Raw genomic sequence first — 13,899 nt, 5'->3', positions numbered from 1 at the left:
GAAACACCCATGAGCAAGGTATTAGTTCTTAAATCCAGTATTCTGGCAGGGTACTCTCAGTCTGGTCAGTTGTCTGATTATTTTGTTGAACAGTGGCGTGAAAAGCACTCTGCTGATGAAATCACCGTCCGCGACCTCGCTGCAAACCCTGTTCCGGTACTGGATGGCGAACTGGTGGGTGCGCTGCGCCCAAGCGATGCGCCACTGACGCCGCGTCAGCAAGAAGCGCTGGCGCTGTCTGACGAATTGATCGCTGAACTGAAAGCGCATGATGTGATTGTTATCGCCGCGCCGATGTATAACTTCAACATTCCGACGCAGTTGAAAAACTACTTTGACCTGATTGCCCGTGCAGGCGTGACCTTCCGCTACACCGAGAAAGGTCCGGAAGGTCTGGTGACCGGTAAACGCGCAGTGGTGCTGACCAGCCGCGGTGGTATTCATAAAGATACGCCGACTGACCTGATCACACCGTATCTGAACGTGTTCCTGGGCTTTATCGGTATCACCGACGTGAATGTTGTCTTTGCTGAAGGTATCGCTTACGGCCCGGAAGTGGCATCTAAAGCCCAGTCCGATGCGAAAGCCGCTATCGACAGCGTGGTTGCAGCCTGATAATTCACCCTCTCACCATCCGGTGGGAGGGATTCTCGGTACTTACTTCTTTGCCCGCACATGTACCTGCTTGCCGTGAATGCGATTAATATCACGCCAGATGGTGGCATACTCCCTGCACTTCGCCAGATTTTCTTCCCAGCAATGAAGTAAAAATTGTTCCGGCTCCGCGACATCCCGGCTTAACAGCTTGAATACCCAACGATTCCAGACATACCATTTGAGAAGCCACATGATTCCACTCCACGACGCGACCGGTGTTGAACTATATCAACATCCGTTTGATGCCGTGTGGCAACTATTGCGATGTCGATGAATAATCCGGAAGGATCCTCCACTTGTAATACCATTCCCCCAGTGGCGTTCAGAAATGATTATTCTTTCCTCAACCACTTACCATTAATACCTTGCACGTACTCCCCCGGTTTAGCGCGAGCGACTAACTTTTGTCCGGCCATTTTTGCCACTTCCTCTGGCGGAATATTATTGCTCTCAGCCAGTTGCTGATAACTGGCGCTACGCGCCTTATTAATCTCACTCACCAGCGCCTGCGTTTCAGCATCGGTTTGTAATGCCACCAGATAACCATTGAGTGTTTCCCCCACTCGCCCCTGAGTTCTGGCTTCATTCAGGGTCAACGCCCATGCATTGCTGGTGATAAAACTCAGCGCCACCAGGATCGCTGCAAGCTGTTTTTTCATCATTACCTCAGAACAGATCGCTGCGCGATTTCAATAAGCTCTCGACGTCTTTATCAACTTTGATATGAATCTCATGTTCGATTTTGACGTTCATATTAATCGTGATCGGCTCTTTTGGCGCAGCCACTTCGATTCTCGGGGTACAACCTACCACCAGAGATGAAGCCAGCAACCCCAGCATGGCGGCTATCGTTTTCATTGTTGTTCCTCACATTCCTTGCCTTCCAGGCAATGGGTTTCCGGCAGCGTTGCATTTTGCTCAAGCCATGCCTGTAAATTGTCGCCAAAACGCAAACTGCGCCATAGCGTAAAGACGTTTTCCTCGTGGGTGTAATTCAAATTAACCGTCCCCACTTTGCCATCTACCCGGCTATTGCCAGTAACGGTTGCCTGCATCGTTAAGACACCCAGGTTATCCAGGTTTATTTTCGTCCAGGAATGGGTTATTTCCATATAGCGCAGCCAGTTAATTGCCGCGCCAGCCGCCATATTATCTTTAACGACGGCATCTGCCGTGTCTTTATCAATACGCAGCGTCATCGGACCTGGGTTGGTTAACCAGCCGTCTTTGATGATCCACTTTTCGTTATCCAACCATAATGGCAACGCGCCGCTGACCGGACCCGACATAGCGAACTGCTTGGGGTTAACCGCGCTAATAAGCTCGCTGGAGGAGATATTCTGCACCCGTAATAAGGCCGGGTCGTGCTGTGGCATCCGCAGTTGCCGCATGATGACTTTGCCTCCCAGCAGTTCGGCGCTGACATCGCTCAGCAGTAACGGATTGCCTTCACTCCAGGGGTACGCTCCCTGTAGATCGGCAGTAATATTTTTCCCCGTCACCTGATTCACGACTTCCGCAATACGCAGTGAAACAGGCCCACGCGTACCCAACTGCCATGCGCCTTCGCTAAACCGAAACGGTAAGATAAAATCGACGCCATTAATTTGGTTATCAGGCATCCAGGCGCTACCGCCTTTTAATACCCCATGACCGCCCGCTTCAAAGCCCTGTTCCGGTGCGGCCGAGAATGCGACCTGCGCATAGAGATCACCTTCACGCAGTTTCATTTTCCAGTCAGGCGGGAGCAGCGGCTGGAACACGGTGAGTGATTGTTTTGGCCACCAGGCCTGTCCGCGCAGACGGATCCCGTCCCAACGGCCATTTAGCTGTACGGGGCCAATCGCACCCGCGTGAAGCTGGCCCTTGAACTGGAAAATCGTCGGGTCGCTGCCTTCCACGCTGAACTTTAGCGTTGAGGGAGGTAAGACGCTTCCGCCGGTGAAGACGGTTTTTCCTGCGTCCAGTGACAGTGCGCCGCTAAACGTCGGTTTGGTCGCGTCCCGTACCCATACGATCGGTTCGTCCATTACCAGGCGTGGGTTTTCCACCGTCATGGTGCCGTATTGCAAGTGGTCAAATCCGGTGGAGAGATCAAAGAGCTTCAGCGTGTTGTCATGCCACTCTCCCTTACCCGCCACGTCCCAGCGGGCATGCATCGGCGTAAAGCTGCCTTCGCCCCAGTAGCGCCATTGCCAACGACCAGCATCAGGAAGAAAATCATTTGCCAGACCATCCAGGTGCAGTTCAAAGCCACCCATCTGGTTTTCATGCGCACGCAAAATAGCCTGTAGACGACCATCCACACCGCGTTGTGTTACCTTTACGCCCGCCAGCGGCCAACGAATCTCGTCAATATCCAGCGAATCAATTACCCGCCCCCGCGAACGCAACAGCGCCCCTGGTTCAAACGCCAGTTGCGGATCGTTCAGGCTACCGATGAGTTTGGCGGGTAATTTCGCGTAGAAGATCAGATCGCCCTGTTTCGCTTCGCCGATCAGCTGTAACGGCATCTCGTTGTTATCGATACCCAGCTTACCCGGCCCCAGCGTTAAAACAGCGTTTCCTTTACCGGCATCGCCTTGCGTCAGAATGTTCAGACGCCCGCTCACCACCGCGTTTTCCAGCCCGGCCTGCCAGTTTTCAACTTTCATGCCCAGCCGCCCGCTTAGCGGGAATCCCTGATAAGGCCAGTTCCAGCGACCGTCGCTGATAGTCAGTTGTTGACGGGTTATTTCCCACGGAAGATCGAGCAGCGGATCGGCACTATCGCGCGCCATGACGATCAGTTGTCCGCTGTTTTCTTGCCACTCCAGTTCGGCGTCCACAAGCGTAGGCTCCTGCGGCAAGTTCAGCGTCGCAACGGCATGACCGCTCACCGGTAACCCATCAGGAACCAGCGGCATGGTAAATTCACCGACCAGTTTTACCGGCGGTTGCCCTTCAAATGCAGCGACATCCAGCTCATTTACCGTGAGATTTTGCCCGTGCAGCCGCCCCTGGAATTTAACCTTTTCCCCCTGGTAGCGCAGTTGCTGAGTAGAGGGCGTTAGCGAAAGCGACAGTTTCCCCTGCCATTCCTGCCAAGGAGAGAGAATAAGTTTGTCGATGTTAATCCAGGTATTGGGCAGCATCGATTGCCATTCAGCCAGCGTTTTGGGTGCTACCGGAGACGCTTCTGTCTGCGGTAATTTGGCCAGGCAAGCGGAATCCAGCTCAATTGTCCCGACATTGAGCAACCAGCGGCTGGGATGGGACAGGTCCGCCTGAGTAATGCGCGCCAGCGGGCAATCATCGACCAGATAGCGGAGTTCCGGGATATGCAGCCCATGCCGTGTCAGCCGTGGACTCTCATCCAGCGCGATACGTGTCCCCACAGGTAACCAGACGCCCACCAGGGTCGGGACCCACAGGCCAAGCGTCATCACCAGCGTCAGCGGTACGAGAATCAATAATAAGAGGAGTGCCAGAACGGCTTTATATTTACCCTTCATGGGTAGTTAATATCCTGAATTAGCAAAATTTAAGCCGGTTTAGGCCTGTATTGTGGCATGTTTAACTGCATATTCCCACATTAAGGACAGATAACAGCGCTATGTGGCACGCTGTTACACGTGCCGTCAGGAATGATTCCAACACAGTAGCGCGTGGATTCGGACTCAATGATGGTTCAGTTGTCCATCGCTATGTTTAGGTCCTATCCGACCAGCCTCTATCAGTATTTCTTCTATAAGTTCTTCAAGACACTCCTTGCCATGATGATCACAGACAAGATGCACCTGGCGGGAAATTTCTTCAGGTTTCATTCCATCGCATAAAGCCGCCTTAAGCATTAAGGTGGCCCATCGTTTTGCTTCAGAGTGAGTTAGCATAACTCCTCCCGATATCTGCTACCTGTATAAGCGTAGCTGTCTGGATGTGAATCACCTGGCTTTTTACCCACACAACCTGCTCAGCGAATGGAAAATATCCAGTTGTTGAAATCGCGTAACCTGCCCACACTAACAAAAGATACGCTTTAAACATTCATTACTTCTATGACTATCAATAACTTTTTAGATTTTGTAAAATAATTTTAATTGGATTAATGTGACGTCAAAATCACTGGAGAAAGTCTTATGAAACTCGCCATCTATAGTACAAAACAGTACGACAAAAAGTATCTGCAGCAGGTTAACGAGGCTTTTGGTTTTGAACTTGAATTTTTTGACTTTCTGTTGACGGAGAAAACAGCTAAAACAGCCCATGGTTGCGAAGCTGTATGCATCTTCGTCAACGACGATGGCAGCCGACCGGTTCTGGAAGAACTGAAAAAGCTGGGTGTGAAATATATCGCCCTGCGCTGCGCCGGATTCAATAACGTCGATCTCGAGGCGGCAAAAGAGCTGGGTCTGCAGGTGGTACGCGTCCCGGCCTATTCGCCTGAAGCCGTCGCTGAGCATGCGATTGGCATGATGATGACCCTGAACCGCCGTATTCATCGCGCGTATCAACGTACCCGTGATGCCAACTTCTCTCTTGAAGGGCTGACCGGCTTTACCATGTATGGCAAAACGGCCGGGGTGATTGGTACCGGTAAAATCGGTATTGCTGCGCTGCGGATCCTGAAAGGTTTTGGTATGCGCCTGCTGGCGTTCGATCCCTACCCAAGCGCCGCTGCTCTGGAATTAGGCGTGGAATATGTCGATCTTAAAACGCTGTTTGCTGAGTCCGACGTTATCTCCCTGCACTGCCCGTTAACGCCGGAAAATTATCATCTGCTCAATCAGGAAGCCTTTGAGCAAATGAAAAACGGCGTGATGATTATTAACACCAGTCGCGGAGCGCTGATCGATTCACAGGCGGCTATCGATGCCCTGAAAAACCAGAAAATTGGTTCTCTGGGTATGGATGTGTATGAAAACGAACGCGACCTGTTCTTTGAAGATAAATCCAATGATGTGATTCAGGATGATGTGTTCCGTCGCCTGTCAGCCTGCCATAACGTGCTGTTTACCGGGCATCAGGCGTTTCTGACCGCCGAAGCGTTGACCAGCATTTCTGAAACGACACTGCAAAATCTGGAACAAATCTCCAAAGGCGAAACCTGTCCAAACGCCCTCTTTTAATCCCTGTGCTCCCCTGATTTAAGGGGGGCATTTTCAGACAATTGCCGATGATAAAACAGTCAGTATCATTATCATATTGAATGTATTCCGGTCACGAAATTAGAGAATGTTAATGAAGAAAGTTGTCACGTTGATTGCCCTCAGCACGCTGATGGCTGGCTGTGTGAGCAGTGGAAACATTTCCGTCAATCGCGACCAGTTACAGCATCACCGTTTCGTTTTGCAGAGCGTGAATGGTAAAGCCGTTACCGTCGCCAACAACCCACCCGAATTGAGTTTTGGCGAAAACATGACGGTATCGGGAAAGATGTGTAATCAATTCCACGGTCAGGGCAAGTTGTCCGACGGCGAGTTGAAGGTGAAAGATATGGCGATGACCCGCATGATGTGCGCCGATCCACAGCTTAACGCGCTCGACGGTATCGTCAGCGAAATGTTTAAGCAAGGCGCACAGGTAGATTTGACTGCTGACCAGTTGACACTGGCGACAGCAGAACAAACGCTGACGTATAAACTTGCGGATTTAATGTAATGAACGCGCAGGCTCAATAGCTCCCACAGCTTCCGGCGGCAAGCGACTGCTCACTACAGCGTTTGCCGTTGGGTAGCGCGCACATCCCGATGGCTGAGCCATCCAGCTGACGGGCAACGGAGAGCGAACCACCAATCATGGCGCAATTAGCTTCTCCAGAACTGGACATTGCTGCCTTCATGCCCGGTGCGACATGTGCTGCCGTTGCCTGCTGAACAGGTTCACTGCTACACGCCGATAATAATAACGCGGCACACCCTACCCAAAACGCTGCGCGCATCTTACTCCCCTCTGAAGATTAACCAAACGACACAGCCATAAATAATAGGCAGCAGAGACACCGCCGTCGAGAGGCAAACCACGCATTTATGCGCGCTGTTTACATTTTCTGGCAATTTTTTGGCTGCTCCTTTGATCAAACCATACATTCTCTTTATTCCAGGGACACAAAAGCGAAAATGCGCCTGAATGGCTTTTGCTAAAATAGAAGGATAATTACAGGACTCGCAACGCTTTCGCGTGTCCCTCTTTTTGCGCAATGTAAGGGTGTCAGTATGATCACAATTGACGGTAATGGTGCGGTTGCTTCGGTCGCATTTCGTACCAGCGAGGTTATCGCCATCTACCCGATTACGCCCAGTTCGACGATGGCGGAACAGGCCGATGCCTGGGCCGGAAACGGGCTTAAAAACGTGTGGGGAGATATCCCTCGCGTCGTAGAAATGCAGTCGGAAGGCGGTGCGATTGCGACCGTTCACGGCGCGTTGCAGACCGGTGCGCTCTCTACGTCGTTTACCTCATCACAGGGTTTGCTGTTGATGATCCCAACGCTGTACAAACTGGCCGGTCAGTTGACCCCGTTTGTACTGCACGTTGCAGCGCGAACTATTGCCACGCACGCGTTATCGATCTTTGGCGATCATTCCGACGTGATGGCTGTACGCCAAACCGGATGCGCGATGCTGTGCGCCAGTAGCGTTCAGGAAGCGCAGGATTTTGCGCTAATTTCGCAAATGGCCACCCTGAAAAGCCGGGTTCCGTTTATTCATTTCTTTGATGGATTCCGTACATCACATGAAATCAATAAAATTGTGCCGCTGGCTGATAACACCATCCTCGGGCTGATGCCTCAGGCGGAGATCGATGCTCACCGCGCTCGGGCACTAAATCCAGAGCATCCGGTTATCCGCGGTACATCAGCGAATCCGGACACCTACTTCCAGTCACGCGAAGCGACAAACCCATGGTACAACGCGGTTTACGATCACGTAGAACAGGCGATGAACGACTTCGCCGTAGCCACGGGCCGCCAGTACCAGCCATTTGAATATTACGGTCATCCGCAGGCAGAACGCGTCATTATTTTAATGGGCTCGGCGATTGGCACCAGTGAAGAAGTTGTCGAAGAGCTGATGGCGCACGGCGAGAAAGTGGGTGTGCTGAAAGTCCGTCTGTTCCGCCCCTTCTCCGCCAAACATTTACTGCGCGCGCTGCCGGAAAGCGCGCGCAGCATCGCCGTTCTGGATCGCACCAAAGAACCCGGCGCGCAGGCAGAACCATTATATCTGGATGTCATGACCGCGCTGGCGGAAGCTTTTAACTGTGGCGAACGAGAAACCTTACCGCGTGTGATTGGCGGACGCTATGGTCTTTCGTCCAAAGAGTTTGGCCCCGACTGCGTCATGGCGGTCTTTAATGAGTTGAATAGCACGAAACCTAAACCACGCTTCACGGTCGGTATCTATGATGATGTCACCAATCTGTCATTGCCGTTGCCGGAAAACACCCTGCCCGGCACCGCTAAGCTCGAAGCGCTGTTTTACGGCCTGGGTAGCGATGGCAGCGTGTCGGCCACCAAAAACAATATCAAGATTATCGGTAACTCTACGCCATGGTATGCGCAGGGTTATTTCGTGTATGACTCGAAAAAAGCAGGCGGCCTGACCGTCTCCCACCTGCGCGTCAGTGAGCACACCATTCGTTCTGCGTATCTGGTTTCACAAGCCGATTTTATCGGCTGCCACCAGCTGCAATTTATCGATAAGTACCAGATGGCCGAACGCCTGAAACCTGGCGGTATATTCCTGCTTAATACCCCATACAGTGTGGATGAAGTCTGGGCGCGTCTGCCGCAGGAAGTTCAGGCGGTGCTGAATCAGAAGAAAGCCCGTTTCTACGTGATTAATGCGGCTAAAATCGCCCGTGAGTGTGGTTTGGCGGCGCGTATAAACACCGTGATGCAAATGGCGTTCTTCCACCTGACGCAAATTTTACCAGGCGACAGCGCGCTGGCAGAGTTGCAGGGGGCGATTGCGAAAAGCTACAGCAGTAAAGGCCAGGATCTGGTCGAACGTAACTGGCAGGCGCTGGCTCTGGCGCGTGAATCCGTCGCCGAAGTGGCCCTGCAGCCTGTTGATCCGCATAGCGCCAACCGCCCACCGGTGGTTTCTGATGCCGCACCAGACTTCGTGAAAACCGTCACCGCAGCAATGCTCGCCGGTCTGGGCGATGCACTGCCCGTTTCCGCGCTGCCGCCGGACGGTACCTGGCCAATGGGGACTACGCGTTGGGAAAAACGCAATATCGCCGAAGAGATCCCAATCTGGAAAGAAGAGCTGTGTACGCAATGTAACCACTGCGTTGCCGCCTGCCCCCACTCGGCTATCCGCGCCAAGGTGGTTTCCCCAGAAGCGATGGAAAACGCCCCTGCCAGCCTGCATTCTCTGGATGTGAAATCACGCGACATGCGCGGCCAGAAATATGTCCTGCAGGTTGCTCCTGAAGATTGCACCGGTTGTAATCTGTGCGTCGAAGTGTGCCCGGCGAAAGATCGCCAAAATCCTGAGATCAAAGCCATCAATATGATGTCGCGCCTTGAGCATGTCGAAGAAGAAAAAGTTAACTATGACTTCTTCCTCGATCTGCCGGAGATTGATCGCACCAAACTGGAACGTATTGATATTCGCACCTCGCAGTTGATTACACCGCTATTTGAATATTCCGGCGCCTGCTCAGGCTGTGGTGAAACGCCGTATATCAAACTGCTTACGCAGTTGTACGGTGACCGCATGTTGATTGCGAATGCCACCGGGTGTTCATCAATTTATGGCGGTAACCTGCCCTCAACGCCATACACCACCGATGCCAATGGGCGTGGGCCAGCATGGGCAAACTCGCTGTTTGAAGATAACGCCGAGTTTGGTCTGGGCTTCCGTCTGACGGTGGATCAACACCGGGCGCGCGTTATGCGTCTGCTGGAGCAGTTTGCCGATAACATCCCGGCTGAACTCAATGACGCTTTGCACGCAGAAGCCACGCCGGAGCTCCGTCGTGAGCAAGTCGCGGCCCTGCGCGAGCACCTGAAAGATGTCGAAGGCGCACAGCAGTTGTTAACCGATGCCGACGCGCTGGTTGAGAAATCCATCTGGCTGATTGGCGGCGATGGCTGGGCCTACGATATTGGCTTCGGCGGGCTGGATCACGTTCTTAGCCTGACCGAGAACGTCAATATTCTGGTGCTGGATACCCAGTGTTACTCCAACACGGGTGGGCAAGCGTCAAAAGCCACGCCTCTCGGGGCTGTCACTAAATTTGGGGAGCACGGCAAACGTAAGGCTCGTAAAGATCTTGGCGTCAGTATGATGATGTACGGGCATGTTTATGTCGCGCAGATTTCCCTGGGCGCCCAGTTGAACCAGACGGTGAAAGCTATTCAGGAAGCAGAGTCCTATCCGGGGCCGTCGCTGATTATCGCGTATAGCCCTTGTGAGGAGCATGGTTATGATCTCGCGTTGAGCCACGATCAGATGCGTCAGCTCACGGCAACCGGGTTCTGGCCGCTGTATCGCTTTGATCCGCGTCGTGCTGACGAAGGTAAACTGCCGCTGGCGCTGGATTCTCGCCCGCCGTCAGATGCTTTGGCTGAAACTTTACTTAACGAGCAACGCTTCCGCCGCTTAAATGCCCAACAGCCAGAAGTCGCTGAACAGCTGTGGAAAGATGCAACAGCCGATCTGCAAAAACGCTACGATTTCCTGGCGCAACTGGCAGGTAAAGCGGAAAAGAGCGGAACCGAGTAATACGTTTAGATCACTATTAAAGTGGAACGAAAAAAAAGCCCGAACAGTTGTTCGGGCTTGTCAATTTATTCGCTGGCTAATTAATATTGGCTATCAATACGACAACGAAAAAATAAAACGTGACAATAAAGGCATATAACACGCGCAGAATAGCTCAACAAAATTCACTTGTATAATTTTTATTTTATATATATTAAATCCATACATTCATAATAATTATCACTGTTTCTGTAGAATTATTTATTTAAGGTTTTACTTAAGACGTAACAATTCATATTTATCTGTTTACGGAACTTCTCCTTTAGCATGCTTTTACTCCCTACATGGGTAGTCACAGGTTAATAAAAAAACTAAAGGATTATTTCAATGAACAGAAAAGTACTGGCTCTCGTAATTCCTGCCCTGCTGGCTGCAGGCGCGGCTCACGCTGCTGAAATTTATAACAAAGATGGTAACAAGTTAGACCTGTATGGCAAAGTAGACGGCCTGCACTACTTCTCTGACGACTCTTCTAAAGATGGCGATCAGACTTATATGCGTATGGGTTTCAAAGGTGAAACTCAGGTTAACGATATGATCACCGGCTACGGCCAGTGGGAATATCAGATTCAGGCTAACGGTACTGAAGGCGACGATAAAGGCGATTCCTGGACTCGTCTGGCCTTCGCAGGTATTAAAGTTGGCGATTACGGCTCATTCGACTACGGTCGCAACTACGGCGTGCTGTACGACGTAGAAGCCTGGACCGATATGCTGCCAGAATTCGGTGGTGACTCCTACACCCAGGCAGATAACTTTATGACTGGCCGTGCGAATGGTGTTGCTACTTACCGTAACAACGATTTCTTCGGTCTGGTTGACGGCCTGAACTTTGCACTGCAATATCAGGGTAAAAACGAAAACCAAAGCCTGAATGACGATGTAGGTACTAATAACCGCAAAGATGGCGATAAGCGCTATGACAATGGGGACGGTTTCGGTATCTCCTCAACCTATGATCTGGGAATGGGCGTAAGCTTCGGTGCAGCCTATACCTCTTCTGACCGTACTAACGAGCAGATTAATTCCTATAATGCTGGTGGCGACAAAGCTGATGCTTGGACTGCTGGTCTGAAATACGATGCTAACAACATCTACCTGGCAACCATGTATTCCGAAACCCGTAATATGACCCCATACGGTAAAGATGGTATCGCCAATAAGACTCAGAACTTCGAAGTCACTGCACAGTACCAGTTCGACTTTGGCCTGCGTCCGGAAGTGTCTTTCCTGATGTCTAAAGGTAAGGATCTGGCGACTGTAAATGGTAACGATGATAAAGATCTGGTTAAATATGCTTCTGTAGGTGCAACTTACTTCTTCAACAAAAACTTCTCCACCTACGTTGACTACAAAATCAACCTGCTGGATGAAGACGATAGCTTCTACAACAAAGATCACGCTGACATCTCTACCGATGACGTTGTAGCTCTGGGTATGGTTTACCAGTTCTAATTTTGTCAGCCCGCCGGCAACGGCGGGTTTTCTTTCTGTTATCGCAATTCTGTTTTATCCAGATCAAAACATTATATCTGTTGCTTCAAAACACATCCCTGATAGATGATATATTGCATAAAGACCTGTAGTAGAGGATACCTGCAATGAATCATCACCCTGTAAAATCATCCCGTATTGCATCCGTCGGTTATGACGAATCCTCCTGCACGCTTGAAATTCGCTTTCATCAATTGTCTACGCTGCAATACCAGCATGTGCCTGCCCGTATTTTTCGTGATTTCCTGAGCGTAGTCTCTAAAGGTCGATTTTATGATGGGGTAATAAAAGGAAAATTCCCTGAAATCAAAATAAAGTGATGCCAAAATGTGATCTTTGTCATTGTACATAAAGTGCCATTACGCGGTAAGCTTTAGATGGATACTTAAACAGGAGGTTTTATGAACAGAACGATTCTTGTACCCATCGATATTTCAGACTCAGAATTAACTCAACGCGTTATTGCCCATGTTGAAGCAGAAGCAAAAATTGACGATGCGCAGGTCCATTTTTTGACCGTTATTCCGTCACTGCCCTATTACGCTTCCCTGGGACTGGCCTACTCGGCAGAGTTACCGGCCATGGACGATCTGAAAGCCGAAGCGAAATCTCAACTGGAAGAGATTATCAAGAAGTTCAATATCCCAACGGACAGAGTGCACGTTCATGTCGCGGAAGGTGCGCCGAAAGATAAAATTCTGGAGATGGCTAAAAAATTACCGGCTGATATGGTCATTATCGCTTCTCACCGACCTGACATCACCACTTACCTGCTGGGTTCTAACGCCGCGGCCGTGGTGCGTCATGCTGAGTGTTCAGTTCTGGTTGTCCGCTAAGCTGTCTGGCCCGCACATCGTGGCGGGCTTTTTGTTTTCCCCTTCATACCCCGATTCCTGTCCTAAATGTGCTGACATTTTTCCCGCTTATCCGTACCATACACGCCACGGTTTTTATATCAGACTTCTTTTGCCGGACTATCCGGCGTGATGCATACTCTTCTGATGCCACACTATGAATTGAGCCTCTATTAAATGTCGCAAAATCAAGATATTAGCAAGAAAGAACAATACAACCTGAACAAATTGCAAAAACGTCTGCGTCGCAACGTGGGCGAAGCGATTGCCGACTTCAATATGATCGAAGACGGCGATCGCATTATGGTGTGCCTTTCCGGAGGGAAAGACAGCTACACCATGCTGGAGATCCTGCGTAATTTGCAGCAAAGCGCCCCGATCAGTTTTTCCTTAGTTGCGGTTAACCTCGATCAGAAACAACCCGGCTTCCCCGAGCATATTCTGCCGGAGTATCTGCAACAGTTGGGTGTTGAGTATAAAATCGTCGAAGAAAACACCTACGGGATCGTCAAAGATAAAATTCCTGAAGGCAAAACGACCTGCTCGCTCTGCTCTCGCCTGCGTCGCGGCATTCTGTACCGCACGGCAACCGAGTTAGGCGCCACCAAGATTGCGCTCGGCCACCATCGTGATGACATCCTGCAAACGCTGTTTTTAAACATGTTCTACGGCGGGAAAATGAAAGGTATGCCGCCGAAGCTGATGAGCGATGACGGTAAGCACATCGTGATCCGTCCACTGGCCTACTGCCGTGAGAAAGATATTGAACGTTTCTCCGAAGCGAAAGGTTTCCCGATTATTCCGTGTAACCTGTGCGGCTCCCAGCCTAATCTGCAACGTCAGGTCATCGCTGATATGCTGCGCGACTGGGACAAACGCTATCCGGGCCGCATTGAAACCATGTTCAGCGCAATGCAGAACGTTGTGCCTTCTCATTTGAGTGATATCAATCTGTTCGATTTTAAAGGCATTAAACACGGTTCAGAGGTGGTGGACGGTGGTGATTTAGCGTTTGACCGCGAAGAGATCCCGCTGCAACCCGCGGGCTGGCAGCCAGAAGAGGATGATACCCAACTGGATGCGCTGCGCCTGAACGTGGTGGAAGTGAAGTAACTTATCATGCCGGATAAACGGAG

14 protein-coding genes are annotated in these 13,899 nt (G+C 50.9%); 8 read left to right on the top strand and 6 right to left on the bottom strand.

Going from position 1 to position 13,899, the window contains the following annotated elements; all coding sequences use genetic code 11:
- The first annotated feature begins 9 nt into the window (after positions 1-9).
- Entirely contained in the window at positions 10-615 is a 606-nt protein-coding gene (gene azoR, locus OOJ59_RS16080) for an FMN-dependent NADH-azoreductase (protein WP_006684422.1), read from the top strand.
- A 42-nt stretch (positions 616-657) separates the two neighbouring features.
- Here the strand turns inward: azoR and OOJ59_RS16075 are convergent, their stop codons facing one another.
- From OOJ59_RS16075 to OOJ59_RS16055, 5 genes are all read right to left on the bottom strand, one after another.
- The gene (locus tag OOJ59_RS16075) at positions 658-849 is read right to left on the bottom strand and encodes a hypothetical protein (protein ID WP_042308220.1); all 192 of its coding nucleotides are present in this window, start codon (positions 847-849) and stop codon (positions 658-660) included.
- A gap of 140 nt (positions 850-989) precedes the next feature.
- Positions 990-1,316, bottom strand: a complete 327-nt coding sequence (locus OOJ59_RS16070) for a YdbL family protein (protein ID WP_038640808.1) — start codon at positions 1,314-1,316, stop codon at positions 990-992.
- 7 nt (positions 1,317-1,323) lie between these two features.
- Entirely contained in the window at positions 1,324-1,515 is a 192-nt protein-coding gene (locus OOJ59_RS16065) for a YnbE family lipoprotein (protein WP_038640810.1), read from the bottom strand.
- Positions 1,512-4,151 carry a YdbH family protein gene (locus OOJ59_RS16060; protein ID WP_160956230.1) on the bottom strand — a complete coding sequence of 880 codons (2,640 nt, stop codon included), beginning with the start codon at positions 4,149-4,151 and terminating at the stop codon, positions 1,512-1,514. Before OOJ59_RS16060 ends, OOJ59_RS16065 begins: the two co-directional genes overlap by 4 nt.
- Positions 4,152-4,316: 165 nt before the next feature.
- Positions 4,317-4,529: a hypothetical protein gene (locus OOJ59_RS16055; RefSeq protein WP_074458538.1), complete on the bottom strand. Its 213-nt coding sequence runs from the start codon at positions 4,527-4,529 to the stop codon at positions 4,317-4,319.
- Between the two features lie 246 nt (positions 4,530-4,775).
- Here OOJ59_RS16055 and OOJ59_RS16050 point away from each other — a divergent pair, with 246 nt between their 5' ends.
- Positions 4,776-5,765 (top strand): 2-hydroxyacid dehydrogenase, encoded by a 990-nt coding sequence (locus OOJ59_RS16050; RefSeq protein WP_160956229.1) that lies wholly within the window; start codon positions 4,776-4,778, stop codon positions 5,763-5,765.
- A gap of 112 nt (positions 5,766-5,877) precedes the next feature.
- Positions 5,878-6,297 carry a heat shock protein HslJ gene (gene hslJ / locus OOJ59_RS16045; protein ID WP_085048266.1) on the top strand — a complete coding sequence of 140 codons (420 nt, stop codon included), beginning with the start codon at positions 5,878-5,880 and terminating at the stop codon, positions 6,295-6,297.
- A 13-nt stretch (positions 6,298-6,310) separates the two neighbouring features.
- On the opposite strand, the gene OOJ59_RS16040 is transcribed toward hslJ, so the two are convergent.
- Entirely contained in the window at positions 6,311-6,577 is a 267-nt protein-coding gene (locus OOJ59_RS16040) for a putative hemolysin (protein ID WP_003833199.1), read from the bottom strand.
- Positions 6,578-6,851: 274 nt separating this feature from the next.
- Here OOJ59_RS16040 and nifJ point away from each other — a divergent pair, with 274 nt between their 5' ends.
- The 5 genes from nifJ to ttcA all read left to right on the top strand — a co-directional run bounded on the left by nifJ (position 6,852) and on the right by ttcA (position 13,876).
- A complete protein-coding gene (gene nifJ / locus OOJ59_RS16035; RefSeq protein ID WP_160956228.1) occupies positions 6,852-10,376 on the top strand; it encodes a pyruvate:ferredoxin (flavodoxin) oxidoreductase in 3,525 nt (1,174 codons plus the stop codon).
- 366 nt (positions 10,377-10,742) lie between these two features.
- Positions 10,743-11,870: a porin OmpC gene (gene ompC, locus OOJ59_RS16030; RefSeq protein ID WP_069324960.1), complete on the top strand. Its 1,128-nt coding sequence runs from the start codon at positions 10,743-10,745 to the stop codon at positions 11,868-11,870.
- Between the two features lie 146 nt (positions 11,871-12,016).
- Complete coding sequence (locus OOJ59_RS16025; protein WP_069324961.1) at positions 12,017-12,229, top strand: KTSC domain-containing protein; 213 nt, start codon at positions 12,017-12,019, stop codon at positions 12,227-12,229.
- Between the two features lie 81 nt (positions 12,230-12,310).
- Complete coding sequence (gene uspF, locus OOJ59_RS16020) at positions 12,311-12,745, top strand: universal stress protein UspF (protein ID WP_006684401.1); 435 nt, start codon at positions 12,311-12,313, stop codon at positions 12,743-12,745.
- Between the two features lie 195 nt (positions 12,746-12,940).
- Positions 12,941-13,876: a tRNA 2-thiocytidine(32) synthetase TtcA gene (ttcA, locus tag OOJ59_RS16015; protein WP_038640822.1), complete on the top strand. Its 936-nt coding sequence runs from the start codon at positions 12,941-12,943 to the stop codon at positions 13,874-13,876.
- Positions 13,877-13,899 lie beyond the last annotated feature (23 nt).

This window comes from Citrobacter sp. W9, assembly GCF_026719375.1.
GTDB classification, from domain to species: domain Bacteria; phylum Pseudomonadota; class Gammaproteobacteria; order Enterobacterales; family Enterobacteriaceae; genus Citrobacter; species Citrobacter werkmanii.
Note: the sequence above shows the minus strand (reverse complement) of the source record. Positions and strands in the feature narration are given on the sequence as shown.

Coding starts and splice junctions, on each gene's coding strand:
- OOJ59_RS16070 (WP_038640808.1), bottom strand. CDS start 1,316: ATGAAAAAACAGCTTGCAGCGATCCTGGTGGCGCTGAGTTTTATCACC.
- OOJ59_RS16040 (WP_003833199.1), bottom strand. CDS start 6,577: ATGCGCGCAGCGTTTTGGGTAGGGTGTGCCGCGTTATTATTATCGGCG.
- nifJ (WP_160956228.1), top strand. CDS start 6,852: ATGATCACAATTGACGGTAATGGTGCGGTTGCTTCGGTCGCATTTCGT.
- uspF (WP_006684401.1), top strand. CDS start 12,311: ATGAACAGAACGATTCTTGTACCCATCGATATTTCAGACTCAGAATTA.
- OOJ59_RS16050 (WP_160956229.1), top strand. CDS start 4,776: ATGAAACTCGCCATCTATAGTACAAAACAGTACGACAAAAAGTATCTG.
- OOJ59_RS16075 (WP_042308220.1), bottom strand. CDS start 849: ATGTGGCTTCTCAAATGGTATGTCTGGAATCGTTGGGTATTCAAGCTG.
- OOJ59_RS16025 (WP_069324961.1), top strand. CDS start 12,017: ATGAATCATCACCCTGTAAAATCATCCCGTATTGCATCCGTCGGTTAT.
- ompC (WP_069324960.1), top strand. CDS start 10,743: ATGAACAGAAAAGTACTGGCTCTCGTAATTCCTGCCCTGCTGGCTGCA.
- ttcA (WP_038640822.1), top strand. CDS start 12,941: ATGTCGCAAAATCAAGATATTAGCAAGAAAGAACAATACAACCTGAAC.
- OOJ59_RS16065 (WP_038640810.1), bottom strand. CDS start 1,515: ATGAAAACGATAGCCGCCATGCTGGGGTTGCTGGCTTCATCTCTGGTG.
- hslJ (WP_085048266.1), top strand. CDS start 5,878: ATGAAGAAAGTTGTCACGTTGATTGCCCTCAGCACGCTGATGGCTGGC.
- OOJ59_RS16055 (WP_074458538.1), bottom strand. CDS start 4,529: ATGCTAACTCACTCTGAAGCAAAACGATGGGCCACCTTAATGCTTAAG.
- OOJ59_RS16060 (WP_160956230.1), bottom strand. CDS start 4,151: ATGAAGGGTAAATATAAAGCCGTTCTGGCACTCCTCTTATTATTGATT.
- azoR (WP_006684422.1), top strand. CDS start 10: ATGAGCAAGGTATTAGTTCTTAAATCCAGTATTCTGGCAGGGTACTCT.